We start from the raw sequence: 25,166 nt of genomic DNA, 5'->3' as shown, positions 1-25,166 counted from the left end.
GTTGAACAAACAAAGCTTCCAGAACGCAATAAAATCATTCCCTAGTGTTAGAGATTTATGAAGATTCGTTGTACGAGGAAATGGCTTTCTTTTGTCCTGTTTTTTGGGGCATTTTTGTTCACGTCAAATGTTTTCGCCCAAATTACCATAGGCTCAGTAGATGCAGGGCCTTTTACCCCGGGCAGTACCATTGCAGTTCCTTTTAGCATTAGCGCAGGCTGTGCGGCTCAAGGAAATCAATTTCAGCTCTATTTATCCGATCAGAACGGAAATTTTGGCGCCGAAACACTCATAGGCAACTACACGGGTTTTTATACGACTTATATAAACGGTAAACTTCCTGCAAGCCTTACACCCGGCACAGGTTACAAGGTCAGGATAAAATCAACTGCTCCGGCCTTCACAAGCACTGCCTCTACGGCGTTTGAAATAAAGGCCGGACCTGCAGTAGAAGCAAAATTAACCTCAACGTTATTAAACCCCGCAAACGACGAAACTTTTGGTACCTGCACCAGCAAAGCCAATAATGCTTTTTTCCTTACAAATGCTTCTACAGCAAACAGCACGGTTACCGCTAGCATAACCGATGAGGTAAATGGAGGGAGCCCAACTTTAATCAATTTCCCTACAGCCATACAGCCTTTTACGGCCCAGCAGACACATTATACCATTTATACCAAAGCCGTAATGCCCGATGGGTCTGTAGCAACCAAGGCTTATCTGCTCATCAACAATAAAGCAATAACCGCTTTTGCCAATTCGGGCAATACCGTGGTTTGTTTGCCACTGGGCGCCTTAACATTTAGTGTAGATGTAAGTTCGAGCGCAGGTATTCAAAATAACTTCCCCGGAGACATTTATACGATTACCTGGGGAGATCAAACGACATCCACCTACACCCTTTGTGAGATTATTGCCGATGGCGGTAAGGTTACACATGCTTATACCCGATCCTCTTGCGGAAGTGTTTCCACCTCCAGTGCGGGCACAATCTACAACGCTTTTGATGTATCTATTAATGTATCGAATGCATTCTGTACCACCATGGGCACGCCTGTTTCTTCTTCGGCTAAAGTGGTGGTAAAACCGATAAATTCGTTTGCCTTTAATACCCCCGGGTGTACAAATGCCAACATCACCTTTGTGAACACCTCTATTCTGGGCGAAAATCCGAACACCAATACCGCAGCCTGTACACCCAATAACGTAACCTATAACTGGTATGTTGATGGGGTGATTAAAGAAGTTGATAAACCAAAATCATACAATTTTGTATACAAGTTTCCAAGCCATGGAGAATATACTATCCGCCTAGAATCTAAAAACATTACAGGCGAGTGTGATGCCGATCCCGTAGAAATGAAAATCTGTATCCAGGATCCGCCCAAACCCGATTTTAGTTTACCTTCAACAACCATTTGTGCCGGAACAACATTAAAAGCGACCGATCTTTCTGTTTTAGATAATATCTGCAATGCAGCCAATAACTATTCATGGTCAGTTACACCTGCTGTGGCTTTTACAGGTGGTACAAATGCAGCAAGCAAAGAACCGGAGTTCAATTTTACCAGTCCGGGCACCTATACCATCACTTTAAGCATCAGTACGCCGTCGTGTGGAGTAATTACCAGCTTACCACAAACTGTTGTGGTTAATGCGAATCCCGTAGCTACACTATCGCCCGATATTACGTTGTGTAACCTGGCCACTTACGATTTTAACAATACCACAACAGGGCCAACCAAAACATTAATTACCGGCACTACAAAAGATTTACCAGACAGTTATACCTGGACAGTTGTTCCATCAGGCACAGGAACTTATAGTTTTACCGGAGGTACAACCGCCAATTCTAAATATCCATCCATCAAGTTTGATAGTTATGATACCTATACCGTAACGGTTGTGCACAAAAACAATTGCGGTACCGCAAGCGATACCCAAATCCTAACCTTCAGTACTGCACCGGTGATTAGCGCTGGACCTGATCAAAACATTTGTTTTAACGACCCGGGCTTTACGCTTAGCGGAACCATAACCGGCGCTACTGCCACACAAGCCTGGATTGGCGGACTGGGAACCTTTACCCCCAGCAGAAACGATTTGAATGCGACTTACACGCCAACCGCAGCTGAAAAAGCAGCGGGTACGGTGACCTTACGATTAAGGGTTACCACCGCACTGGCGGCACCCTGCAACCAGATTGACGACGATATTATTCTTAAAATAAAACCCAATATCAGTTTAACGAGCGCAGCAGCTAAAACCATCTGTACGGGTAATAATGTTGCCTATACACCTGCTTCTGCGGTCGCGGGTGTAACCTACACCTGGACCGCTACCGGAACCGCGTCAGCAACTGGCTATACTGCCAGCGGAAGCGGAGCCATTAACGATATCCTTAGCAATACCGATCCAAGTGCCGACGCAAACGTAACTTATATCATCACTCCTCATTTCGATGGCTGCGATGGAACGCCCTTTAATTTGGTGGTGACCATTAAACCCAATCCTATTGTAACACCTACTGCCGCCAATGCAAGCATCTGTAATGCCACTTCATCGGCCATTACCTTAACAGCAAACCTAACGGGTGTAAATTATACTTATACCAGTGCGATCACCGGAGCAATAACCGGAAACAGCAATAGAGCAATCCCATCTGCAGGAACACAAATTAACGATATCTTAACCAATACAGGCACCACTGCAGGTACGGTAACTTATACCATTACACCTGTCTCTACAAATGGCTGCCCTGGCACACCAGGCAGCATTACCATTACGGTTTTGCCAGGTGCAACACTGCCAAATGCCGGGCCGGATGAAGCCATTTGTAACGCAAGCGCTTACACCTTAAAAGGAAATATACCAGTAGTTGGCACAGGCAAATGGACAATCGTTACAGCACCTACGGCCATAACTTTTGCTGATGATACGCAGGGCAATACAACAATCACTGGTCTGCAGGCGGGGAATAGCTATACTTTAAGGTGGACCATAAGCGACACCAACTGCGCTACTTCGGGTGATGATGTCAGGATCACGGTTAACCCGCTCAGTGTTGGCGGCACAACCACAGGCGATGTGAGTGTATGTGCAGGTGCAAATGGCGGAAACATCAGTTTAAGCGGGCAGGTTGGAAATATTATCCGTTGGGAAAGATCTATCGATAACGGTACAAACTGGTCTACCCTTACCTCTACAGCAAATCCATATGTATTTTCAAACCTTACCATAACCACCCTGTACCGTGCGGTAATTCAAAGTGGTAGTTGTGCAGAGGCCCTATCAACCGTAACCACCATCACGGTAAATCCGGGCACTGTTGCGGCCAATGCAGGGGCAGATCAAAACCTTTGCAGTGGAAACGGTATTACTTTAAATGGCAATAATCCTTCGCCGAACAGTGGTGCGTGGACTTTAACTTCAGCACAAACCGGCATTACCATCACCGATCCTACGCTTTACAACACCACGGTTACTGGTCTGGTACCAGGACAAACTTACACTTTCCGGTGGACCATTTCTGGCTTCAATGGCTGTCCACCATCTGTAGATGATGTAACCGTCACCTATTATTCGCCTGTTACCAATAATATTACCGCATCAACAGCGCCGGTTTGTGCCGGACAAAGCATCAACATTACCGGCGATACCCCAACAGGCGGAACCGGAACTTTTGCCTATCAATGGCAGAGCAGTGCGGATGGAAATACCTGGAGCAATGTTCCTTCGGCCATTAATAAGGATTTAACCCTAATCGTAAACTCCTCAACTTATTTCAGAAGACTGGTAAACAGCACCATCTGCACTTCAATCAGTAATTCGCTACAGGTTATTGTTTTACCAGGCTTAACGAACAATGTTATTACAGCCGATCAAAACATCTGTATTGGTACATCGGCAGCAGCTTTAACCGGTACTACGCCAAGTGGTGGCAGCGGAACTTATGTGTATCAATGGCAATCGAGCTTAAACGGAACAGCCTGGAGCGATGTGCTGGGGGCAAATGGTGTAAACTTTACGCCTCCGACACCAACTGTAAGCATTTATTACCGCCGATCGTTAAGCAGCGGAGCTTGCAGCAACAACTTAAGCAACCAGGTTAAGATAACAGTTAATCCACATGCTAAGGCAGAAATTACCTATAATAAAAATGTTGGCTGTGCCCCTTTTATTCTAGATGCAAACAATATTGCCGCAACTTTATATCCCGATAGGAACAGTATTTATACCTGGTTTGCCAACAATGTACAGATCGGCGTAGGACCAACATTTCCGGGTTATACCATCATGAATGGAAATGAAAGCGTAACCATAAAACTGATTGTTACAAGTAGTTTGGGCTGTAATACGGATGAAAAAAGTGAGGTATTTAGCACGCTTCCCGTAGTTACGCCTTCTTTTACTCCAAGTATATCTGAAGGTTGCGGCCCACTTAATGTTACTTTTACAAATACCACGACCCCACTTACCGGCGCAGCATTTAAATGGATTTTTGGCAATGGACAAACATCAACTTTAGCCCAACCACCAGCTCAAACTTTTTTGGCAGACCCAACCGGAAAAGACATTGTTTATGAAGTTACCCTAGAAACCACCACACCATGTGGTCCTCCAATTATAAAAAACGCAAAAGTTATCGTGCATGCAGAACCTGTTTCTATGTTTTCGCCCGATAAAACAACAGGATGTTCTAATCTGCTTGTAAACTTTAGCAATACTTCTCCAGAAAGTGTGGGCACAACCTATACCTACGATTTTGGTGATGGCACTACCCCAGAACCCTATCCAGATAGAAGAACGGTAAGCCATACCTTTAAAACGCTTATCGTTAAGGATTTTATAGTAACGATGACTGCAAAAAATGCTTGCGGAATAAGCACTTCTAATAGCACTATTGTAGTTTCACCAAACAATGTTATTGCAGAACTGGTGGTAAATGGAAATGAGAAAAAAGGCTGCGCCCCTTTCCTTGTTAATTTTGTAAACAATACCAGTGGAGCGAGCAGATTTCTTTACACTTTTACCAATGAAGATACCGGTGAAATCAATACCGCATTCTCCAGCTCTACAGGTGTTTATCCGTACACCTTTACCAAACCTGGAAAATATACCATCAGGTTAGACGCGGAAAACGACTGTTCACATAGTTTCACGACAGAAACTGTTACCATCTTAGCTCAGCCAACAGTAGGCTTTACTGCAGATAAAACCTCTGGCTGCAGCAATCTAGCAGTTAAGTTTAAAAACACCAGTGTTGGTGCAGTAGGCTATCTATGGGATTTTGGCGATGGTTCTCCAACCTCAACTGAGTTTGAGCCACAGCATACTTACACCGGATCAGATGTAAGTTATACTGTAACCTTAACAGCAATCAATGCATTGGGTTGTTCTAACCCTACAACAAAAACCGATTTTATCCACATTGTTGCGCCACCAGTGGCCACATTCACCGTTAGCCCCGGGAATGAATTATCCATTCCCAACTATTCATTTGCCTTTAAAGATATCAGTACCAATGCCGTAAGCTGGGAATGGACTTTTAGTGATGGATCGGGATCAACCCTACAAAACCCAAACCACACCTATGCCAACGAAGGCACTTATAATGTAACGCTAAAAGTGCTGAACAAAGAAGGTTGTTCTTCGAGCACTTTCCAATCAGTAAGGATTATCGGCGTACCGGGCTACTTAAACATCCCCAATTCATTTATGCCTGCAAGTGCGAAGAACGAAATCAAAGTTTTTAAAGCAAAAGGCCGTGGCATTAAAGAATGGCAGATGTCTGTTTTTAACAAATGGGGGCAATTACTTTGGGAAACCACCAAACTCGACGATGGCGCACCGCTGGAGGGCTGGGACGGTACTTATAAAGGACAGGAACAACCACAAGGTGTTTATTACTGGAAAGTAGATATAAAATTTATTAATGGCAGCGATTGGAAAGGAATGACTTACGATTCATCTCCTCCAAGGAAAACGGGTGTAATATATTTAATAAGATGATGAGGAGAGGGATAATATTATTTTGGTTTGTGTTAGTGCTGCCTTTAATCGTTTCAGCGCAGGATCACATTTATTCGCAGTTTTACAATGCCCCTGTTTATTTAAATCCGGCTTTAACAGGTCAGTTTGAGGGCGACATTAGGTTTAATGCCTTATACCGAAACCAATGGACGGGTTTAGCCAGCGATTTTTCCTACATGAGTGCTTCTGGTGATTTAAACCTTCACCAGTTTAACAGTGGTATCGGTTTAATTTTTAACCGCAGCAGCGAGGGTACGGCCTACCTGGTAAAGAATAACATCGCGCTGAGTTATGCTTATATTATCGGGGGTGATGATTTTGCACTCTCCTTTGGATTACAGGGTGGCATCACCAATCAGAAATTAAACTGGGATAAACTTGTTTTTGGCGATCAGATCGATATCAATACCGGTTATATTCCGGGCAGTATTTCTGGCGCCGAGCGGCCAAGCGTTGATAGCCGTTTTTATTTTGACGCCAATACAGGAGCCAATCTCGTTTATAAAAAATTTATGATGGGGCTTGCTGTCCATCACCTTAACCGTCCTGACGAATCGCTCTCCGGTTTCCAGGCGAAATTACCGATGCGCATATCGGGGAATTTAAGTTATAAACTCACCCTGATCCCTGACCAGTATGATCGGGATGGAAGTTACCTGATCCCTTCCATTGTTGCCTACAAACAGGGCAATGTAAAATCATTCAGCGTCGGCACACAGTATAAATACGCCGGAATAAATGCAGGCATATGGTACCGAAATGATGGCAATTCGAACGGGAATGATGCCATTGTATTTTCTGTAATCTTCGATATATTTAACCGCAGAACAAACGGCGAGAAATTCAGGTTAGGCATCAGTCATGATGCCACAACATCTAAAATCAACTACACCAATACCGGCGGAACATCCGAAATTGGTGTGGGTTACGAAAAATATTTTCCAAATAGTTCAAATGGTGGCCGGGCAAATGGCCTAAGATGTTATGATTTTTATTAATTTGCCTGTGATAATTCAAGGCGATGAACGAAATCATAGACCAAAACCATTTCATTACACAGAGTGAAATCAATAAATTTTTATTGGCTACCCTACTTTGTGGCATCATTGGTGCCGAACGCGAGTACAGAAGTAAATCTGCCGGACTTAAAACCATGATGATGATTGGTTTGGGTGCTACCCTGTTTACCATCCTGTCCATCAAAATCGGACCAACCAGTCAGGATCGTATTGCCTCGAACATTGTTACCGGAATAGGTTTTTTAGGTGCCGGGGTAATTTTTAAAGAAGAAAACCGCGTTAAAGGGCTTACCACTGCCTGCATTATCTGGATTGTTGCCGCCATCGGAATGGCTGTAGGCTCAGGTTATTACGAACAGGCAATAGGCGTTACCATTGTGGTTTTACTGGCGCTGATTATTTTTCCCTTTTTAGAAGAAATTGGCGACCGTCGTTTTACCAAAAGGGTTTACCGTATCGTTAAAAAACAGCATACACACGGCAATTTAGAAAGCTATGAGGAGGTTTTCCGCGAAAGCAAACTTAAACCCCAACGTGGGAAACACCAACTGGTGGATAATATCATCACCGGAAACTGGACAGCTACAGGTACCCCGCAAAACCATCAGAAATTTGTGGAGCGGATGCTTAAAGATGATGATATTATAGAGTTTGATTTTTAACCGTAGCAAACAAATCTACTTTCTGTTGCTGTAGTGCTACTTTTTTCTCTTCAATCACAATCGTGTTTGACCAGTTGTCGTGCCATGGTGCACAAGGGCGGCCCAATGCACTAAAGGCGATGAAAGGGATGGCCCTTACTATATTCCGTATAAATGCCTTTTGAAGAGTGATGTCATTACCATTTGCATCTACTGCCCTTGTTCCTGTAATTAATTTTCCTAATGATCTTCCATTAAACATGGCCTCCGTCATAAACATCACAAGGCCATAAATCAACAGGAAAATCAAGCGGATTGATAATTCATCAAAACCATTTAAAAGTTCTGGACTGATAAACCTTAGCGTGATGGCAACACCAAAGGCGATGATATAGCAAACAACTAAATCGATAAGGTAATTGGCAAATCTCTTGACTGTAGTTGCACGGCAGTCATCCAAATTAATGGTTTGGTAATACTTATTGAAATTCATTATGAGCGTTGATATCAGATATTTCTAAGGTAAAATATTTTCATCTTCGGCCAAAATTAATTCATCCAAAATCATAAAACAATCATAGCTTTGTATAACTATATTCATAATGATCAAGGAACAGATTTCAGTTTTCGATATTTTTAAAATAGGCATAGGCCCATCCAGCTCACATACCTTAGGTCCATGGCGGGCTGCACAACAGTTTACAGCTTCGCTTGCTCAAAACCATTTGATTGATGAAATTGAAGGGATAAAAATATTGCTTTATGGTTCACTTGCCAAAACAGGTAAAGGCCACGGAACTGATGTCGCTATCCTACTCGGTTTAACAGGTGCCGATCCGGTAACTTTTGATGTGGATGCCGTTACACCTACTTTCGAAAGCATCCAAAGAGATCAGAAATTAAATCTTGCTGGTCATTTAATCATTGATTTTGATTACGATAATGACCTACTTTTTCTTTTTGCCGAAAGTTTGCCCTTCCACCCAAATGCGGTTACTTTTCAGGCATTTTTAAAGGGCGGAAAAGCATTTTCAGAAACCTACTACTCTATTGGTGGTGGTTTTGTGGTTAAAGAAGGAGAAGACAACAGTAAAAAACCACAGGTAGACCTTCCTTTTCCTGTAGAAAAAGCAAAAGACCTTTTACACTGGTGTTTATCTACCGGCTTAAAGGTGAGCGAAATCGTAATGGAAAATGAATTGGCCTGGCGTACTGAAGCGGAGACCAAAAAAGGCATCTTACAACATTTTGCGGTAATGAGCGATTGTATTTATCGCGGATGTCATACCACAGGTTTTTTACCCGGCGGGTTAAATGTGGCGCGAAGGGCATTTCCGCTAAATAAACGATTAATTGGCAAAAGTGAATATTCAGATTACAATAGCTGGGTAGAAGCCATTAGAAAAGGTGGAAATGGTTTTAATTATACTTTAGACTGGGTAAGCTGTTTTGCACTAGCCGTTAACGAAGAAAATGCATCATTTGGTCGCGTGGTAACCGCCCCTACCAATGGTGCTGCGGGAGTAATTCCAGCCGTACTACAATATTTTATTACCTTTTGCGATGGTTACAGCGAAGAAAAAATCATGCAGTTTATTGCCTGCGCTTCAGAAATAGGCAGTATTTTCAAAAAAGGAGCAACAATTTCAGCTGCTATGGGCGGCTGTCAGGCCGAAATTGGCGTTTCCTCAGCCATGGCTGCGGCAGCGCTGACAGAGTGTTTGGGCGGTTCGCAAAGGCAGGTTTTAATGGCAGCAGAAATTGCCATGGAACATCACCTGGGCCTCACCTGCGATCCGATTGGAGGCCTGGTACAGATCCCTTGTATCGAAAGAAACACCATGGGCGCCATTAAAGCCATCACCGCTAGTCAGCTCGCCCTGCAAAGCAATCCCGATAAGGCAAAAGTAAGCTTAGATGCAGTGGTAAATACCATGTGGGAAACCGCCCTCGATATGAATGCCAAATACAAAGAAACATCTGATGGAGGCTTGGCAACCAATATTCCAATCAGTTTGCCAGAATGTTAATTCAACATTGTTGCAATAAAATGATAAATGTTATCGATTTATTACAAACTTTCTGGTGTCAAATGAACAAGTATTTTTACATTCGCTGAATTATTAATTATTCATAAAAAAATGATCAACTACACAAAAATCAGTGTGATTGGTTTGGCTTTGTCGTTATCTATATCCGCGACTTATGCTCAAGACAATCTCGTTAATTCTTTAAAAAACAACCAAAGCGAAAACAGTGCTGCTTCTTTTAAGTTCACCGAAGTGATTAACCTGGCCAATACACCAGTTCAAAACCAGGGTTCTTCAGGTACTTGCTGGAGTTATTCTACCAACTCATTTTTAGAATCAGAAATGATTAAAGCGGGGAAACAACCCGTAACCTTATCTCAACTTTTTTCGGCCCGCAATGCTTATGTAGAAAAAGGTAAAAATTACGTGCGTATGCATGGTGCAGTTTCATTAGGCGATGGTGGTGCTTTGCACGATGTAATCAACATGTACAGAAAATATGGTGCGGTTCCACAGGAAGTATACACCGGATTAAATTACGGCACTAAAATTAATAAAACTGCAGAACTTGGCGATATCGAAAAAGGTGTTTTAGAAGCTGTTGTAAAGAATGCAAATGGCGAGTTAACGCCAAACTGGTTAAAAGCTTATACCGGTGTAATTGACGCTTATTTAGGCGCTGTACCCGAAAACTTTACCTACAATGGCAAAAAATACACACCAAAAACTTTTGCTCAGGAAGTGGTAGGTTTAAATGCCGACAACTATGTAGAACTTTCATCGTTTAATGATCATCCTTTCTATAGTAAATTTACTTTGTTAGTGCCTGATAACTGGTCTTTTGATCAGGTTTATAATGTTAAAGTGAATGAGTTAACCGACATTATTGATAACGCTTTAAAAGGTGGTTATACTGTTGCCTGGGCTACAGATGTAAGCGAAAAAAACTTCAGCTGGAAAAACGGTGTGGCTTTTGTTCCGCAAACACCTTTCGCTGATATGACAGCTAAACAAAAAGCAGATATGTTTAACGGCCCGCAGCCAGAGATGGAAATTACCCAGGAGAACCGTCAGCTTGCTTTCGACAACTATCAAACTACTGATGATCATGGGATGCACATTGTGGGTTTAGCCAAAGATCAAACCGGTAAAGAATATTATATCGTTAAAAACTCCTGGGGAGCAAGCAACGATTATAAAGGATATTTATACGTAACGAAAAACTATGTAAAATATAAAACAACCGCAATATTATTAAACAAAGCAGGGATTCCAGCTGCAATTTCTAAAAAATTAGCGTTGTAATTAAACCTAAATTATTCAGGAAGCCGCAGAAGAAATTTTGCGGCTTTTTTGTTGGGTTTAACCGCAAAGAACACGAAGGTTTTCGCAAGACCTAATGGTCGTCACCCTGACCTGTAGCGCAGCGGAAAGCTACGCAGTAACCCGAGCTTTAAGCGAGCTCACCGAAGGTAATTTATTTCAGGGCCTATCCTAGCAAGAAAGATACTGAAACGAGTTCAGCATGACGATCGTGGTAAGAAATTGTGTTAAAATTGATCACGGGGGGTAAATGTTAATCAAACTAAGCGCATAAGACTTCCTCTGCGCTCGCGTACTTTGTGGTTAAAAACGGGATAAATTAAACTAAACCCGAGTAGGTCAATACCAGCCACCATAAACCCGTGGTCATAAAAGACAATAAAATCCCGATCCCAACAACCAGATTAGAAAGCTTAGGGTTAAGATTATACTGATCGGCTACCACACCTGCAGTTAATAGCGTTGGCATAGCCATTTCGAAAATGGTTATTTTGGTTATCATGCCATTCATACCTAAAACAAGTGCCAGAAGCAAAACAACCAGTGGCGCTAATATCAGTTTGTATAATAAAGCAAAACTGATGTGTTTTAGTTCACTGAACCAACCGCCAAATTTTAGCTGTAAACCGATTGAAAACAGCGCCAGCGGCCCAACCGTACCAGCCAGTTTCTCGAATAACGGATCAAGTGAAGAAAGATTAATAAAATGTGGGAGGCTTAGCGCCAAAACGCAACCAATAAGCGGCGGAAAGGTTAATACTTTTTTCAGCACCAGTTTCGGGCTTAACTTTTGATGCTGTGATGAGCGGATGGCTACAATAATGCCAATGGTAGACAAAAGCGTAAAGGTAACCTGATCGCAGATTATGGCTACAGCCAGTTCTTTTTCACTAAAATAGGCCACAATTAACGGGAAACCTACAAATGAAGTATTACTTAAAGAACTGGTTAGTTTTAAGCCGCCTGAAGTGGCTTTACTCATATTCTGGATGCGGCTATAAAGCGTGATAAACAACCAGCCAAATAGCCAGATACAAATTGGTGCCAGTGCTGGAAACAATAGGTCTTTAGTCCAGGTAATATGTGGCAGATATTTAAACGAAACTGCTGGCAGCGCAATGTAGATAATCCAAGCGTTAATGCCTTTGTGTGCATCTTTGGGAAGCGATTTACTTTTTCTGAAAAGAATCCCCGCCACAATGCATAAACCGATAAGAATGAAGTTTGCCATTTGAATAGCTCGGAATTAATCTAAAAACTTGAACTCGATAAATGTTCGTTAAACATCACAAAGCAAAAATCAATGATGGAGCACAGGTTAAAAGCAAATGGATGAATCTCCTATCGCTAGATCAATCATCCATATTACATTTTACATTTTTAAGCAGAAGGTTTTGGTTTTTTCTTTTTGTGCCAAACCTTTTTCTTGCCTTTATGCTGCGGTTTTTTTTCCTCCACATGTGTAATTTCCATTGCAGCTATACTTTCTGGCAATGGCATCCGGGGAACTTCCTTCTCAATTAACTTTTCAATGTTATCGAATTTACGTTTATCTCTTCCGTTAACCAATGTAATAGCTGTTCCTTTGGTTGCAGCTCTTGCGGTACGACCAATCCTGTGTACATAATCGGCCGGATCGCCGGGAACATCATAATTGATGACCAGGTCGATTCCCTCTACATCGATTCCGCGGGATAATACATCCGTTCCAATTAAAATTGGCAACCTGCGGTTTTTAAAAGCCAGTAAAATATCTTCGCGTTCTTTCTGCCCCAAATCGGAGTGAAAAGCTTCGGCTTTGATGCCTAATCCTTTAAAAGTTTTAAATAAAGCTTTTACTTTATCCTTGGTCGAAACAAAAATAATGCTGCTTTTATATTGTCCGCTTTTAAAAATATCGGTTAATAAAGCCTGTTTCTGCTGATCATGAATATTATAGGCCTGTTGATCTATTCCTTCAGCAGGTTTAGCAATTGAAATGGTAATCTGCTTCGGTTCGTGCAAAATCTTGCCCGCCATAGTCCTTATTTTCGGTGCCATTGTAGCGGAGAATAAAAGCGTTTGCCTTTTCTTTGGCAGGTAGCTAATAATGCGGATAATATCGTCGTAAAAACCCATATCCAACATCCTATCGGCTTCATCTAAAATCAAATGCTGCAAATGTTCCAGTTTTAGCACGCCTGAAGATAAATGTGCCATTAGCCTGCCCGGAGTAGCAATAATAATATCTACGCCTTCGCGCATAGAACGTTTTTGCTGTTCATAGGCAATACCATCTCCGCCGCCGTAAACTGCTAATGAACTGATATTGGTAAAATAAGCCAGCGCCTCTACCTGTAAATCAATCTGTTGCGCAAGCTCACGTGTTGGAGCCAGGATCAAGGTATTGTTATGTCTGTCAGCCGCTTTGCTAATTTTATCCATTACGGGTAATAAATAGCTGGCTGTTTTTCCGGTACCGGTTTGCGCGCAGGCAATCAGATCATGATTATCTAAAATTACCGGGATGGCTTGTTCTTGTATTGGAGTAGCGCTTTTATACCCCATGGCCATTAAACCTTCGTATAAATCGGGGTTAAAATTAAAGTCGTTAAAATTCAATCTATTGTGTTTATGTCTTTTAGCAAAAGTACCTTAAAATACCGCTAATAGCAAACTGCATTTCAATATCCCTTTGCCTGGTAATATGAAAAGCAATATCGAATGTATTCCTGCCTGTTGAAATTAAATAAAATAGCCCCAACTGCTTTAAAACAATCGGGGCCTGGAAATTATAATAGACGAAACTTAGTCTACCAGAATATCTTTCTCTGGTGTATTCGTTTCAGGGTTTTTAGGTAGTGTAACCTTCAAAATTCCATCAGCATAACTGGCTGAAATATTTTCTGCTAAAACCTTTCCGTTTAAGCCAAAAGCCCTTTCGAAAGTGCCGTTGCTATATTCTCTACGGCTATACTTTTTAGCTGAATCGGCTTCTTCTTTCGCTTGGTAAGAAACGGTTAATACATCGTCTTTGGTAGTCACTTTTAAGTTCTCTTTAACCAAAGCCGGTGCAAAAAGCTCAATAATAAAGCTGCTTTCTGTTTCTTCTATGTTTACAGGCACTTTTCTAAAGCCCTGGTTAAACATACCGTGTTTATGGTGACCGAAAGGACCACCAAAGTGTCTTCCAAATCTTCCCTCTCCTGCGCCGAAGCGACCATGCATCTTGCCCGAATGGCATCTATGTTCGTTGTACATTTTATTTAATTTTAATTGTTATTTTATTTTATTAATTCATCGGCTTAAGCCAATATTAGTTGTAAACTGCCTGCTCCGTTTTAGGGATACCCAACAGCTGCGTGATGATATTTGCGTAGGGATATGCCGGCGAGAAAACGGCATAGTCAAATTTTAAACCCCTTATCTGAACCAAAATATCATCGATAAATTTCATGGGCTCAAGAAGTGCGCTGATCAATCCCGATTTAGGTTTCTCTTCTTCATCAATAGCCTTTTTCCCCTGAAAAATATTCAGTTCTTTGTTGTAGGCTTTAAAGTCTGCACCAATTTGTTCTATAGGGGCTTTAAACTCATCCGAGCTAAAGAAAGTTACCTTCTCCCCCCGGGTAATCAGTTCGTTTGCCATGCCCAAAATCGGTTTGACATCAGACTGAGATGGATCGCTTAAAAAAAGTACCTGTGACATAACGCTATCTTTTTAATGGATTTATACTGTCAACAGGTGTAATCATGGTATCGTCCATTTTTCTGCTGTGGTGACTGTAATTATGGTTTCTATGATGTTCTTGCTGGCAATCATCATGATAATGCCTGTTTTTAAAATCTAACCGATCGCGGTATCCATTCTGAACGGCCAGTACATTTAAGCTGTAAAAAGTTCCTGCGGCAACAGCCAGTGCCAGTAATATTCTAAATGTTCTCATGGCGCTTAATCATTTATGTTAATATTGTTAACTGTTCCATTGCCTTGTACGGTTGGTCTGTACCATTGGTTATCAATCGGTACAATAGGGTTATAATAATTTTCGAAGCCGTTAAAGCGGTTATGGAAATAATGGCGTCTCCCGCCGATAAAAATCCTGAACATTAAACCGATCAGCATGATGGCCAATATAAATTTGAATACAAATGGTATGAAGAAAGCGACTGTACCAAGTACAATCCCGAATCCTATGGTTTTTAATATTTTTTTCATTCCTTATAATTTTAAAGCATGGTAATCAATTCACCGTAAATGAGTTGAGTTACCAACACTGTTGTTTTTGTTATTTATATAGGAAGACGGCGAACCTTTATTTTTACTTTAAATTATTTTGATTTTTTTATTGACTAAAGAATTTTGTCATCCTGAATGCAATGAAGGATCTTTTAGTCGTTACCCTTTCGGTCGGTGAGACACCAACCGATAGAATAAATAATGTTAGCCTACCAGGAGTCGTCATTCCCAACTCGATTGGGAATCGTAATGCAAGCGCTTTAAGATTCCCGCCTGCGCGGGAAAGACGGACCACTCTACTAAAAATCTATCTTGATAGATCTCTCCACTCCGCGTTGCTGCGGTCGAGATGACGATTCGCGGAGAGGCTTGCACGATGTTCAGAATAACGGAGAAATAGATAAAACAAAAAAGCTCCGAATTTCTTCGGAGCCTTTGCCTATTCCTTATTTCGGTGGTGGCCCCATCCGCCACATCTCCGTTTATATTCTTCTTTAAATTTTGCCCGCTCCTCTTCGTTCATCGAATCCCATTTGGCCCGCATTCCCCGGGCACGCTCACGGAAACCGCCGCCACCATGCCCTCCTTTATTGAAATTTCCGAACAATATTCTGCAAAGCACGAGCAAACCAAGGGCCTGCCAATAATTAAGCCGCCCTGCATGGGCTACTTCCGGCAAAATCCAGTTCCATAAAGACATAACTACGTAACCCAGTACCGCTGCAATAAGCACCGCTACAGGGAAAAAGAACATGAATTTCTTACCGCGATTAAAATTTCTATTCATCATGTCTGTAAATTTAATAGTTAATAAATTCCTGATATAAATTTTGTAAGCGGTTACGCAAATGTTTTACCGCATAACCTTTTCTTGATATTAATGTTTTGATATTCTCTCCGCTCTCATCTGCCAGCTCCTGAAAGGTACGTTCTTCGAGTTCGTTCTGAACAAATACATAACGTTGATTTTCGGGCAGCTCCTCAAGCGCCAAGAACAATTGATCCCAGAATAGTTTCTTTAAACTCTCTTCTTCGGGTGAGTAAGCCTCAGCTAGTAAAATTTCTTTAAAATTGATTTCACCATCCTCCCCTTCGAAAGTAAAATCTTCTAACGATTCTTCTTTTTGTTTGCGGTATTTATCGGTGATCTTATTTCTGGCCACCCGATATAACCAGCCACTGATCTGCTCGATGGCACCTGCTTCGGGTTGGTTGCTGAGCTGAAACCAAACATCCTGTAAAATATCTTCTGCATCCTCATCCGTATTCACCCTTCCACGGATGAAACTGAATAAGCGTTTACCATAATTGGCAACCGTTGAAATGATATTTTGAGGTTCGTTTGTTGGCACTAAATTTTGCTTAATAACCCAGTAAACGGATGAAACTCAATATTACTTTAAATTTTCTTTACTTTTTTCATAAAATCGGCATTTTTGATCAAATCAACCTGATTTTTAGCGACTTACAATGGTTTTCTTTTGAGCAATCCTTCGTACAGTTTATGATAAGTTGGCGTAGCCATGCCAAGTTTTTCGGCTTCGCGTACGATGTAGCCTGTTAATGCTTCTACTTCTGTTTGCGGTTTTTGGTTGAGATAATCGCGGTGCATGGATGAAGTAACCTCATAGGGCATCGATTTCATCGTATTTAATGTTTTATCCGAAATGTCACCACTGATGCTTACGCCTTTAGCCAGGGCAAGGTTTTTCACTTCTTCAATTAACTTCATGACCGTTTGAAGATTTTCTTCCAGTACCTTTCCAATGGTGTTATCGAAATAAGAGGTGGAAGTGGCCGTAGGAGAAATAAATATAAATTTTTCCCAGATGGCGGTAGAGATTTTATCCGAAACCGTTACATCGATTCCGGCATCAAACATTAAATTTTTCAGCTGTAAAACCGCATCACTAAGTGGCCCATCCATCCCAAAAGACAGTTTTTGAATATTGCCGGAATTTTCGATGATGCCGGGTGATTTGATTTTGGAAACGATAAAAGCACAGCCTTTCAAAACATTTGCATGTGGCAGGGTTTCTAAAATTTGATCGCTTGCACTAACGCCATTTAAAAGTGGCAATAATACCGTTTTGCGGTTAATTAAGGGTTTTAACTTTTCGATGGTTTGTGTTAAATCGTAGCTTTTGCTGCAGATGATCACATAATCGGCCAGGCCAATCTTACCATAATCATCAGTAGCTAAAAATGGCTGAGTGATAAAACTTTCGTTGCCGTTTATTACCGTTAAACCCTTTTTTTGTATCTCATTTAAATGTTCGCCGCGGGCAACAAAAACAACTTCCACATCATTTGCACTGCTGTATTTCTTAGACAATAAACCTCCGAAATACCCACCCACGCCACCAATTCCTACAATAACAATTCTTGTTTTATTTGGCATGATCATGCGGATTATTTCAATGCACCCGTTGGATTGTTTCCTTTATCCACTATCGTTTTAACATTCCCGTTTAAATCAGCAACATATATTTTGCTCTGTGTGAAAGGTTTTTCAGCGCCGCTGTAAAAGATCCGGTCATCGGCAGTAAGAAAAACATAAGGAACATTTATACCTTTTGGCGAAATCCGCGTTACTTTTTTACTGGCCAGATCTAAAACATAAACGGCTTCACTCGGTCCTGTCAATCCGTCCAGAACATCGTTATTCCCTGCATTAAAAATCAGTTTGGCTCCATCTCTTGTATAAAAGAAACGATTACTACTTGCGATGGAAAATTCCTTCCCGATCAAATCGGCTATCGGTTTGGTATCGATTAACTTTCCTGTTAGATCAAAGGTGTACAGGTTATTAAGGTCCTGCCCGATGATTTCCTTTTCATTTTTCCAGGTTGGGGCATAAACATTTATTTTAGATGCACTATCGAGCATCACATATCCCGAGTTATCGGTTTTAATTACGCCTATCTTCCATAGGTTTTTACTGTTAAAAATATTGAAAGCGATCGCGCTTCCATCAGCCGACCACATGGCCTGATAATAATTATGGCTGTTTACCTGCAATTTGCCCTGGCTTTTGTTTTCCATATCGGCAATCCAAATTGACCTGTTCCCGGTAGAATCGCTCAGGGTATAGGCCAGTTTATTTCCATCCGGGGAAATCGCCGGATCGGTAGCGCCACCAAATGAAATCTGTTTCATCGTATCAATACTTGTGGCTACAATTTTATCTCCATCCTGATAAGCCAGCGCGAAATTTTTACTGCTTAACGAAACAGTATCTAAAACGGCTTTGGCATTTTCTTCGGTTTTGTTGCTATTGCAAGCAGTTAATACCATTGCAATACAAGCTAAAGCAAATGGTTTGTTGAACTTCATCATGTACAATTTTACAAATAGTTTTTGGCTCTGTTGTTCCGGATAAGCTCGGGAAGCTATATTTTACTTAATACAAACTTTCTAATTTCGGTGTGTGAGCACACAGACCGAGGCAATTGATTCTTTCCGCTACAGTTCGTGTCCTCCTGAGCCACAATTAAACAGATTAAATCTTTTTCTTATCCGCGTAACCAAATACCTTTTGCAATAATGTAGTGCTTCTTGAGCTCAGGTTACCCCTAATTTTGAGTTCTTCCTTAGCCACTTCAACAAATAAACCATCTATTGCTTTTTGCGTAACGTATTCCGTTAGGTTGGTATTTACGGGTTTTACCAAAGGCAAGCGGTTGTATTGTGTAGTTAAATCGCTGTAATACTTGGTGGCATTTACCTTATTCAGGCTGGTGGTTACAATCGGGCTAAATTTTTGCATCAATTGTGCGGTGGTTACCCTTTTAAAATATTCGGTAGCTGCATCTTTGTTTCCTAAAAGGATATTCGTTGCATCGGTTAAAGTCATTTGTTTAATGGCTGATATAAAAATAGGCTTCGCTTCGGTAGCCGCATCTTCAGCGGCACGGTTTAAACTTACAATCACATTATCGCAAAGTTTGTTCAAACCTATACTACGCAATGTTTTTTCAACTTTTTGTGCTTCCGGAGGCATCAGGATTTTAACAGCCAGGTTACCCAAAAAGCCATCTTTTAGCGAAAGCCTGTCAGCACCTGCAGAAACACCAATTTGTAGCGCTTCTTTAATGCCCTGTCCTATTTCAAAAGTAGAAGGTGTTCCGGTAGCTGCTGTTGTGGTGCCCTGTTTTTCGGTTATCTTTTTAAATATATCACTCAGCTTAATCTGTGCGCTAACATTTAGGCTTGCAAATACCAGCATGGCCAGTGATGCCGTTACAATATTGATCTTTTTCATTTCGTGTGTTTAATCATGCTTAGCAAAACAACTGCCATACTTTCCTTTTACCCTCAAAGATAAGTCTTTGGACACGGGAACACCATTTAAACCTTTCAAAAAATAGTCAACAACGTAAAATATTTAGGATCTTCTCTTCCTAAAAAATTAGTTTATGTCTCATCACTCAGAAATATTTTTTATACTTGAAAGATAATTCGAAATAGCTGCCATTTTTTGAGGTTTATAAAAAACACAGCTGGGAACACCCAGCAAGACGATGCCAAACTGATTGCTGAGTATAAAAATACCGGCGATTTGGACGCATTGGGTACGCTTTACAATAAATATATGCATTTGGTATTCGGGGTTTGCTTAAACTACTTTAAAGATGAAGAGCAAAGCAAGGATGCGGTAATGCAGATTTTTGAAGAACTGGTAACGAAGCTGAAAATATATGAGGTCCAGAATTTTAAAAGCTGGCTTCATGTTTTAACGCGGAACCATTGTTTAATGGCACTTCGGAAATCGGCAAAACAAAATAATGTCTCCATAGACGATACTTTTGTGGAAAACAGCGAGTTTGTGCATCTGGATATAGACAACACAAAAGAAACGCAGCTTACCATTATGGAAAAGTGTATGGAAACTTTGCCCGAAGAACAGCGAAAAAGCGTAGATTTATTTTATTTACAAGAAAAATGCTATAAAGAAGTAGCCGATATTACGGGCTACGATATGCTTAAAGTTAAGAGTTACATCCAAAACGGTAAGCGGAATTTAAAGATTTGTATAGAGAAAAACAGTAGTGAATAACGATTGGTTAGATATTGATGTTCTGGAAGATTACCTGGATGGTAAGCTTGATGCTAAAGCTATGCACTTTGTAGAAAGACAGGCTTTAGAGGATCCTTTTGTTGCCGAAGCCCTGGAGGGACTGAAACAATCGCCAAAACGCAAGCAAACACTGTCTATCTTACAAAAACAACTCTACGACCGTGTTGCTGAGAAACCTATAAAACGCAAGCTTTGGGGCATTACTACGCAAAGGTTAAGTATAGCGGCAACAGCAACGGTAGCCTTTATTGCAGTGAGCATTTTATTCTTTATGCGCGAAACCAACCGTCGAAACGCAGAAATTGCAGCGCACAAACAAGGCGGTGTAATGGTTCAGTTGGATAGCACAACAACAATTGCGGCTGCAAAACCAAAAGAAGATACCGTAGCACAAATTAGCACAAGAGCAGCATTAGTTGATAAAGCCATTACAGCAGCAAAAACAGGCGATTTAGCAAAAAACACGAAAACTAAACCCACTGTACAACCTGCCGAGCAACAAATTGCCGAAGCAAAAGCTGTTTCAGATTACAATCGGGCAAGATCGGCAAAAGCAGAAAGCCCTGGGGCTTATGCTTATAAAGCAAAAGCGGAACAAAGTGCACTAAATGAAGCCGTGGTGGCTGCAGCACCTGCTCCGGCATTAGCATCAAGTAAAATTGCATTTAGTGGCAATGTTGTAGACCAAAGTAATGGCCGACCTGTACAAGGGGCTGTTGTAAAATTAGCCGGCTCGAAAAATGTAACCGCTACAGATGCGAAAGGTTATTTTTATTTACCTGCCGACAGCAATGCAAAGGATAAGGATTTATTGATTAATGCCATTGGTTTTAAAGAATTGCCTGTAGCTGGCCTGCAAGATCCTAACGCAATTAAAAGTGCATTAAGCGGAAATAAATCGCTAAATGAAATTGCATTAATTACGGGCTCGAATGGGCACAAAAAAGAAAATATTGCTGCACCAAAAATTACATTACATGCAGAACAAAACCTGGATGGAAAATCGGCCGAAGATATTACGAAGCCTATTCCGGTTTCTACCATTAACTATGGCCAATATTTAGAGAACAACAATAAACTTTATAACCCTAAAGGCCCGGCACAATTTGTAATTTTAAGTTTCAAAGTTAAAAGTAACGGCCGGCCAGCCAATGTTAGCGTTATAAAATCGCTCAACAAAAAAGCCGATGCGGAAGCGAAACGGCTGATTCAGGAAGGTCCGGATTGGGTATTGCCTAAAAATGGAATTGATTCAGTTGAAATAAGCGTTAAGTTTTAAGTTTCAACCATTTATTACGTACTGAGGATAGGTGAAGTGCTCTGTTTTAATAATTAGGAAGCATTGACTCCGCTATTAGCGATCTTTTTAAGATTGCTTCGTCGTACCTCCTCGCAATGACGATTCTAGTAGCCGATCAACATATCATTCAGCGCACATCCCGATTTAGCAGCTGAATAGACCGCTTATAGTGTCCCTGGTATATTTACAGGTTTCATCAGGATAATGCGTAGCGGTACGCCCGCCAAGCCAAAGGTTTCCCGCTATTCTTTCCAATTCATTATAAAACCAAAAAGACCAAGGCGATTAGCTTTGGTCTCTTGAGTATATTAAAGGATTTTGTTTTTACTTTAAGTAGTAAATAGCTGCATAAATAATAGCAGCCAGTGTTGCCGATACCGGAATGGTTAAAATCCAGGCCCAGATTAAGTTGATGGTTACCCCCCAACGTACAGCCGAAACACTTTTTACCACACCCACACCCACAATCGAACCTGTAATGGTGTGCGTTGTAGAAACCGGAATACCGAAATGCTCTGTAATACCCAATGTTACTGCACCTGCACCTTCGGCAGCTACACCTTCCAGCGCGGTTACCTTGGTAATTTTCGATCCCATTGTTTTAACGATTTTCCAGCCACCACTCATGGTACCTAATGATATTGCCGAATAACAGGCAATGGGTACCCATGCCGGCATGGCGTCGAAATTAGGAATCACTTTAGAGGCGATTAAAGCTGTAGCGATAATACCCATTACTTTTTGTGCATCGTTACCGCCATGAAAGAAACTCAGTGCTGCAGAAGATAACAACTGCAGGCGTTTAAACCATTTCTCAGCCGTTGCCGGCTTAGCATAACGACAGATATTGATAATGATCAGTGTTAATACAACTGAAATCACCATACCGATTATCGGTGCCAATACAATGAAAGAAACAATTTTTATTACATAACCCATGTTTACAGCATCAAGCGGACTAGCGCCTGTAAGTAAAGCATGTGTCATGCCCGCACCGGCAAAACCACCAATTAAGGTATGCGATGAACTTGAAGGGATACCATACCACCAGGTTAAAAGGTTCCAGATAATTGCAGCAACTAAACCTGCAAGGATAACTTCAAGTGTGATATAATTTTCGATTACCGTTTTAGCAACTGTATTTGCCACTTTGTGGTCGGTAAAATAAAAGTAAGCAGCGAAATTGAACAACGCAGCCCACAAAACCGCCTGAAAAGGCGTAAGAACTTTTGTAGAAACAACTGTTGCAATCGAGTTAGCGGCATCGTGAAAGCCGTTAATGTAATCGAAAGCAATAGCCAGAATTACAACAACAACCAATAAGGTAGTTACCATGTTTGTTTTTTATTAAGCGTTTTTAACCAAGATAGTTTCAAGCACATTCGCCACATCCTCACACTTATCTGTCGCTTTTTCTATCGTTTGTAAAACCTCTTTTTGTTTAATTAATTCAATCGCATTGGTTTCGTATTCGAATAAACGGGCTACCGCTAATGTAAATACATAATCAGCCTGGTTTTCGCCGCTGTTAATACGGATACAAGCATCGGCAATTACGCGGATGTTTTTGAAACTGCGTAATTCTTTAATTGCTTTATCAATGTCAGTACACATCTCTACCAAAAGCTCGGCAATTTTAACAATTGGCTCGTTAATGGTATTCATGTTATACATCTGCATGCGGTTTGCAGTACCATAAATATAATCGGCAACATCATCAACGGCAGTAGCCAATGCATGGATGTCTTCTCTATCAAATGGCGTAATAAAGTTCCTGCTTAGTTCAAGAAAAATTGAATGGGTAATATCATCACCTACATGCTCCAGGCGCTCAATTTCTTTAAAAATTGTTTTCCTGCTTTCAGCATCACCCGTGCTAACCATTTCTAAAAGGGTTTCTGCAATTTTTAATGCATTGCTACCGGCTTGTTCGAAAAGCGGATGAAACTTTTTGTCTTGAGGTGTAAAGAACTTAAAAATATTGTTCATGTTAATTTTTAATATGTTGCAAAGCTACAAGCCCAATGTTAAGTTAATGTTAATTTATTAATTATATTAACTAATTATTGCCTTATTTAATCAGGCTTGGCTTATTTCTATATTTTTAGGTGGCTGACAATGAAATAAATAGGGGTTTTAGAAAACTGCGTGAACAAGTACTTCGGTACCGATAGCCCCGCTAAACGCTTTATCCTGATGAAAAATCAGGATGCCCGCTAATATCGGGTTTAGCAACAGTGGTCAATGGCTTTTCGGAACCAAATCAGACGCCATATTTTTCGTGCGTTTTATGTTTCCCTGGCCAAAATTGAAGAATAATTATCAAGGCACCCAGGCTACCCGCCTTTTTGTAGCGTAAAAGCAAAGGTAGTGCCTATACCTGGTGTACTTCTTACCGAAATGGTTTGCTGGTGCGCTTCTAAAATGTGCTTCACAATGGCTAAGCCTAAACCTGTACCGCCAACTTCCCTCGCCCGGTGGGTATCGATGCGGTAAAAGCGCTCAAATAAACGCAGCAGGTGTTTTTCTTCAATGCCAATTCCATTATCGGTCACTTCTATCAAAACCTGATCGTGCAGTTCAAAAATCTTGATGGCCGTCTCTCCTCCGTCAATGCCGTACTTAATGCTGTTGACCATTAAGTTAATCAACACCTGCCTAATCTTTTCGCGATCGGCCGAAACCAAGGTAATGGCCGTATACTTATCTTTAAAAAAGAGTTTAATGTTTTTTGCTTCTGCGCGGTCTTCGAGGTTTTCCATGACCTCTTTCGCCAGCTGCACAAAATCGAATTTTTGGTAGTTAATAGGCGATTCGCCCGTTTCTAACTTCGAAATAACGTCTAAATCATTAATTAAATAACTCAGTCGCTCTACATTATTTTCTGCTTTTTTTAGGAATAAAACAGCCTGATCGGGATCATCTACCAAACAGTCCTGTAAAGTTTCGATATAACCCTGGATGGCAAAAAGCGGGGTTTTAAACTCATGCGAAACATTTGAAAGAAATTCTCTCCTAAACTGTTCCTGTTTTTTTAATAAATCTATTTCTTTTTTCTTTGCGCCCGCCCACTCCTTTACTTCCTGCTCTACATCATTAATCGGATCGGAACTCACATACTCGCCCAGTGCATCTTTTAAATCTTTACCTAATTTAAGGTTATGGATAAGCTTGTAGATGAGTTTAATTTTAGTGTAAATGTATTTTTCCAGCAAATAATAAAAAACCAAAAAACTACACAGAAACGATACACCAAAAGAAATAGCCATGTAATACAGACTATGCTGAAAATAAAAATTAACCATCCCGATGGAAAGACCAACGGCAAGAGCAGTAAATAGAACCAGCACACTTAATTTCATGTTGCAATTTAAAGCTTTTTATGTTAAATGTGTGTTAAGAGATCAAGGGGATTGATTCATTTAGTACGGAATGTTAAAACAAAGGAGGTTGTATCATAAGCTGTAATTCCATTCGAACTTGGCACGTTAAGCTTCGACGAATCGGGGCAAGTAATCGAA

The 25,166-nt window shown here is 40.9% G+C and carries 22 protein-coding genes; 7 read left to right on the top strand and 15 right to left on the bottom strand.

Annotation, left to right across the window (positions count from 1 at the left end):
• Positions 1-57 precede the first annotated feature (57 nt).
• Genes AC07YT_RS13310 through AC07YT_RS13300 form a run of 3 tightly spaced genes read left to right on the top strand, consistent with a single transcriptional unit; the run spans position 58 to position 7,714 of the window.
• Entirely contained in the window at positions 58-6,012 is a 5,955-nt protein-coding gene (locus tag AC07YT_RS13310) for a DUF8696 domain-containing protein (protein ID WP_086548577.1), read from the top strand.
• On the top strand, positions 6,009-7,031 hold the full coding sequence (locus AC07YT_RS13305; RefSeq protein ID WP_086548576.1) for a PorP/SprF family type IX secretion system membrane protein: 1,023 nt from the start codon (positions 6,009-6,011) through the stop codon (positions 7,029-7,031). The genes AC07YT_RS13310 and AC07YT_RS13305 overlap by 4 nt, the downstream gene beginning before the upstream one ends.
• Before the next feature lie 23 nt (positions 7,032-7,054).
• Positions 7,055-7,714 carry an MgtC/SapB family protein gene (locus AC07YT_RS13300; protein WP_086548575.1) on the top strand — a complete coding sequence of 220 codons (660 nt, stop codon included), beginning with the start codon at positions 7,055-7,057 and terminating at the stop codon, positions 7,712-7,714.
• On the opposite strand, the gene AC07YT_RS13295 is transcribed toward AC07YT_RS13300, so the two are convergent.
• Positions 7,695-8,186 carry an RDD family protein gene (locus AC07YT_RS13295; RefSeq protein ID WP_086548574.1) on the bottom strand — a complete coding sequence of 164 codons (492 nt, stop codon included), beginning with the start codon at positions 8,184-8,186 and terminating at the stop codon, positions 7,695-7,697. The two genes, AC07YT_RS13300 and AC07YT_RS13295, sit on opposite strands and share 20 nt — an antisense overlap.
• 109 nt (positions 8,187-8,295) lie before the next feature.
• Between AC07YT_RS13295 and AC07YT_RS13290 the strand changes: the two genes are divergently transcribed.
• Both AC07YT_RS13290 and AC07YT_RS13285 read left to right on the top strand, forming a co-directional pair.
• Positions 8,296-9,723 (top strand): L-serine ammonia-lyase, encoded by a 1,428-nt coding sequence (locus AC07YT_RS13290; RefSeq protein ID WP_086548573.1) that lies wholly within the window; start codon positions 8,296-8,298, stop codon positions 9,721-9,723.
• 111 nt (positions 9,724-9,834) lie between these two features.
• Positions 9,835-11,028: a C1 family peptidase gene (locus AC07YT_RS13285; protein ID WP_086548572.1), complete on the top strand. Its 1,194-nt coding sequence runs from the start codon at positions 9,835-9,837 to the stop codon at positions 11,026-11,028.
• Between the two features lie 337 nt (positions 11,029-11,365).
• Here AC07YT_RS13285 and AC07YT_RS13280 read toward each other — a convergent pair whose 3' ends face one another.
• From AC07YT_RS13280 to AC07YT_RS13230, 11 genes are all read right to left on the bottom strand, one after another.
• Positions 11,366-12,277 (bottom strand): AEC family transporter, encoded by a 912-nt coding sequence (locus tag AC07YT_RS13280; RefSeq protein ID WP_086548571.1) that lies wholly within the window; start codon positions 12,275-12,277, stop codon positions 11,366-11,368.
• A 149-nt stretch (positions 12,278-12,426) separates the two neighbouring features.
• Positions 12,427-13,647 (bottom strand): DEAD/DEAH box helicase, encoded by a 1,221-nt coding sequence (locus AC07YT_RS13275; protein WP_494945350.1) that lies wholly within the window; start codon positions 13,645-13,647, stop codon positions 12,427-12,429.
• A 186-nt stretch (positions 13,648-13,833) separates the two neighbouring features.
• Positions 13,834-14,286: an Hsp20/alpha crystallin family protein gene (locus tag AC07YT_RS13270; RefSeq protein WP_086548570.1), complete on the bottom strand. Its 453-nt coding sequence runs from the start codon at positions 14,284-14,286 to the stop codon at positions 13,834-13,836.
• A 55-nt stretch (positions 14,287-14,341) separates the two neighbouring features.
• A complete protein-coding gene (locus AC07YT_RS13265) occupies positions 14,342-14,734 on the bottom strand; it encodes a glycosyltransferase (protein WP_086548569.1) in 393 nt (130 codons plus the stop codon).
• Between the two features lie 4 nt (positions 14,735-14,738).
• The gene (locus tag AC07YT_RS13260) at positions 14,739-14,972 is read right to left on the bottom strand and encodes a hypothetical protein (RefSeq protein ID WP_086548568.1); all 234 of its coding nucleotides are present in this window, start codon (positions 14,970-14,972) and stop codon (positions 14,739-14,741) included.
• 5 nt (positions 14,973-14,977) lie between these two features.
• The gene (locus AC07YT_RS13255; RefSeq protein WP_086548567.1) at positions 14,978-15,244 is read right to left on the bottom strand and encodes a hypothetical protein; all 267 of its coding nucleotides are present in this window, start codon (positions 15,242-15,244) and stop codon (positions 14,978-14,980) included.
• Positions 15,245-15,704: 460 nt separating this feature from the next.
• A complete protein-coding gene (locus tag AC07YT_RS13250) occupies positions 15,705-16,055 on the bottom strand; it encodes a hypothetical protein (protein ID WP_478357784.1) in 351 nt (116 codons plus the stop codon).
• Between the two features lie 10 nt (positions 16,056-16,065).
• Positions 16,066-16,617 (bottom strand): RNA polymerase sigma factor, encoded by a 552-nt coding sequence (locus AC07YT_RS13245; RefSeq protein ID WP_057933206.1) that lies wholly within the window; start codon positions 16,615-16,617, stop codon positions 16,066-16,068.
• A gap of 113 nt (positions 16,618-16,730) precedes the next feature.
• Positions 16,731-17,666, bottom strand: a complete 936-nt coding sequence (locus AC07YT_RS13240; RefSeq protein ID WP_494945349.1) for a ketopantoate reductase family protein — start codon at positions 17,664-17,666, stop codon at positions 16,731-16,733.
• 11 nt (positions 17,667-17,677) lie between these two features.
• Entirely contained in the window at positions 17,678-18,604 is a 927-nt protein-coding gene (locus tag AC07YT_RS13235) for a TolB-like translocation protein (RefSeq protein ID WP_086548565.1), read from the bottom strand.
• A gap of 163 nt (positions 18,605-18,767) precedes the next feature.
• The gene (locus AC07YT_RS13230) at positions 18,768-19,529 is read right to left on the bottom strand and encodes a DUF4197 domain-containing protein (protein WP_086548564.1); all 762 of its coding nucleotides are present in this window, start codon (positions 19,527-19,529) and stop codon (positions 18,768-18,770) included.
• A 216-nt stretch (positions 19,530-19,745) separates the two neighbouring features.
• Between AC07YT_RS13230 and AC07YT_RS13225 the strand changes: the two genes are divergently transcribed.
• Complete coding sequence (locus AC07YT_RS13225; RefSeq protein WP_086548563.1) at positions 19,746-20,324, top strand: RNA polymerase sigma factor; 579 nt, start codon at positions 19,746-19,748, stop codon at positions 20,322-20,324.
• Positions 20,317-21,624 carry a carboxypeptidase-like regulatory domain-containing protein gene (locus AC07YT_RS13220; protein WP_086548562.1) on the top strand — a complete coding sequence of 436 codons (1,308 nt, stop codon included), beginning with the start codon at positions 20,317-20,319 and terminating at the stop codon, positions 21,622-21,624. The genes AC07YT_RS13225 and AC07YT_RS13220 overlap by 8 nt, the downstream gene beginning before the upstream one ends.
• Before the next feature lie 345 nt (positions 21,625-21,969).
• On the opposite strand, the gene AC07YT_RS13215 is transcribed toward AC07YT_RS13220, so the two are convergent.
• From AC07YT_RS13215 to AC07YT_RS13205, 3 genes are all read right to left on the bottom strand, one after another.
• A complete protein-coding gene (locus AC07YT_RS13215) occupies positions 21,970-22,980 on the bottom strand; it encodes an inorganic phosphate transporter (protein WP_086548561.1) in 1,011 nt (336 codons plus the stop codon).
• A gap of 12 nt (positions 22,981-22,992) precedes the next feature.
• Positions 22,993-23,634 carry a DUF47 domain-containing protein gene (locus AC07YT_RS13210; protein WP_029274248.1) on the bottom strand — a complete coding sequence of 214 codons (642 nt, stop codon included), beginning with the start codon at positions 23,632-23,634 and terminating at the stop codon, positions 22,993-22,995.
• Between the two features lie 347 nt (positions 23,635-23,981).
• Complete coding sequence (locus tag AC07YT_RS13205; RefSeq protein ID WP_086548560.1) at positions 23,982-25,007, bottom strand: sensor histidine kinase; 1,026 nt, start codon at positions 25,005-25,007, stop codon at positions 23,982-23,984.
• Positions 25,008-25,166: the final 159 nt, after the last annotated feature.

The sequence above is a fragment of the Pedobacter sp. GW460-11-11-14-TSB4 genome (genome assembly GCF_059423705.1).
The sequence above is the reverse complement of the archived record's forward strand: the minus strand, read 5'-3'. Positions and strand labels throughout refer to the sequence as shown.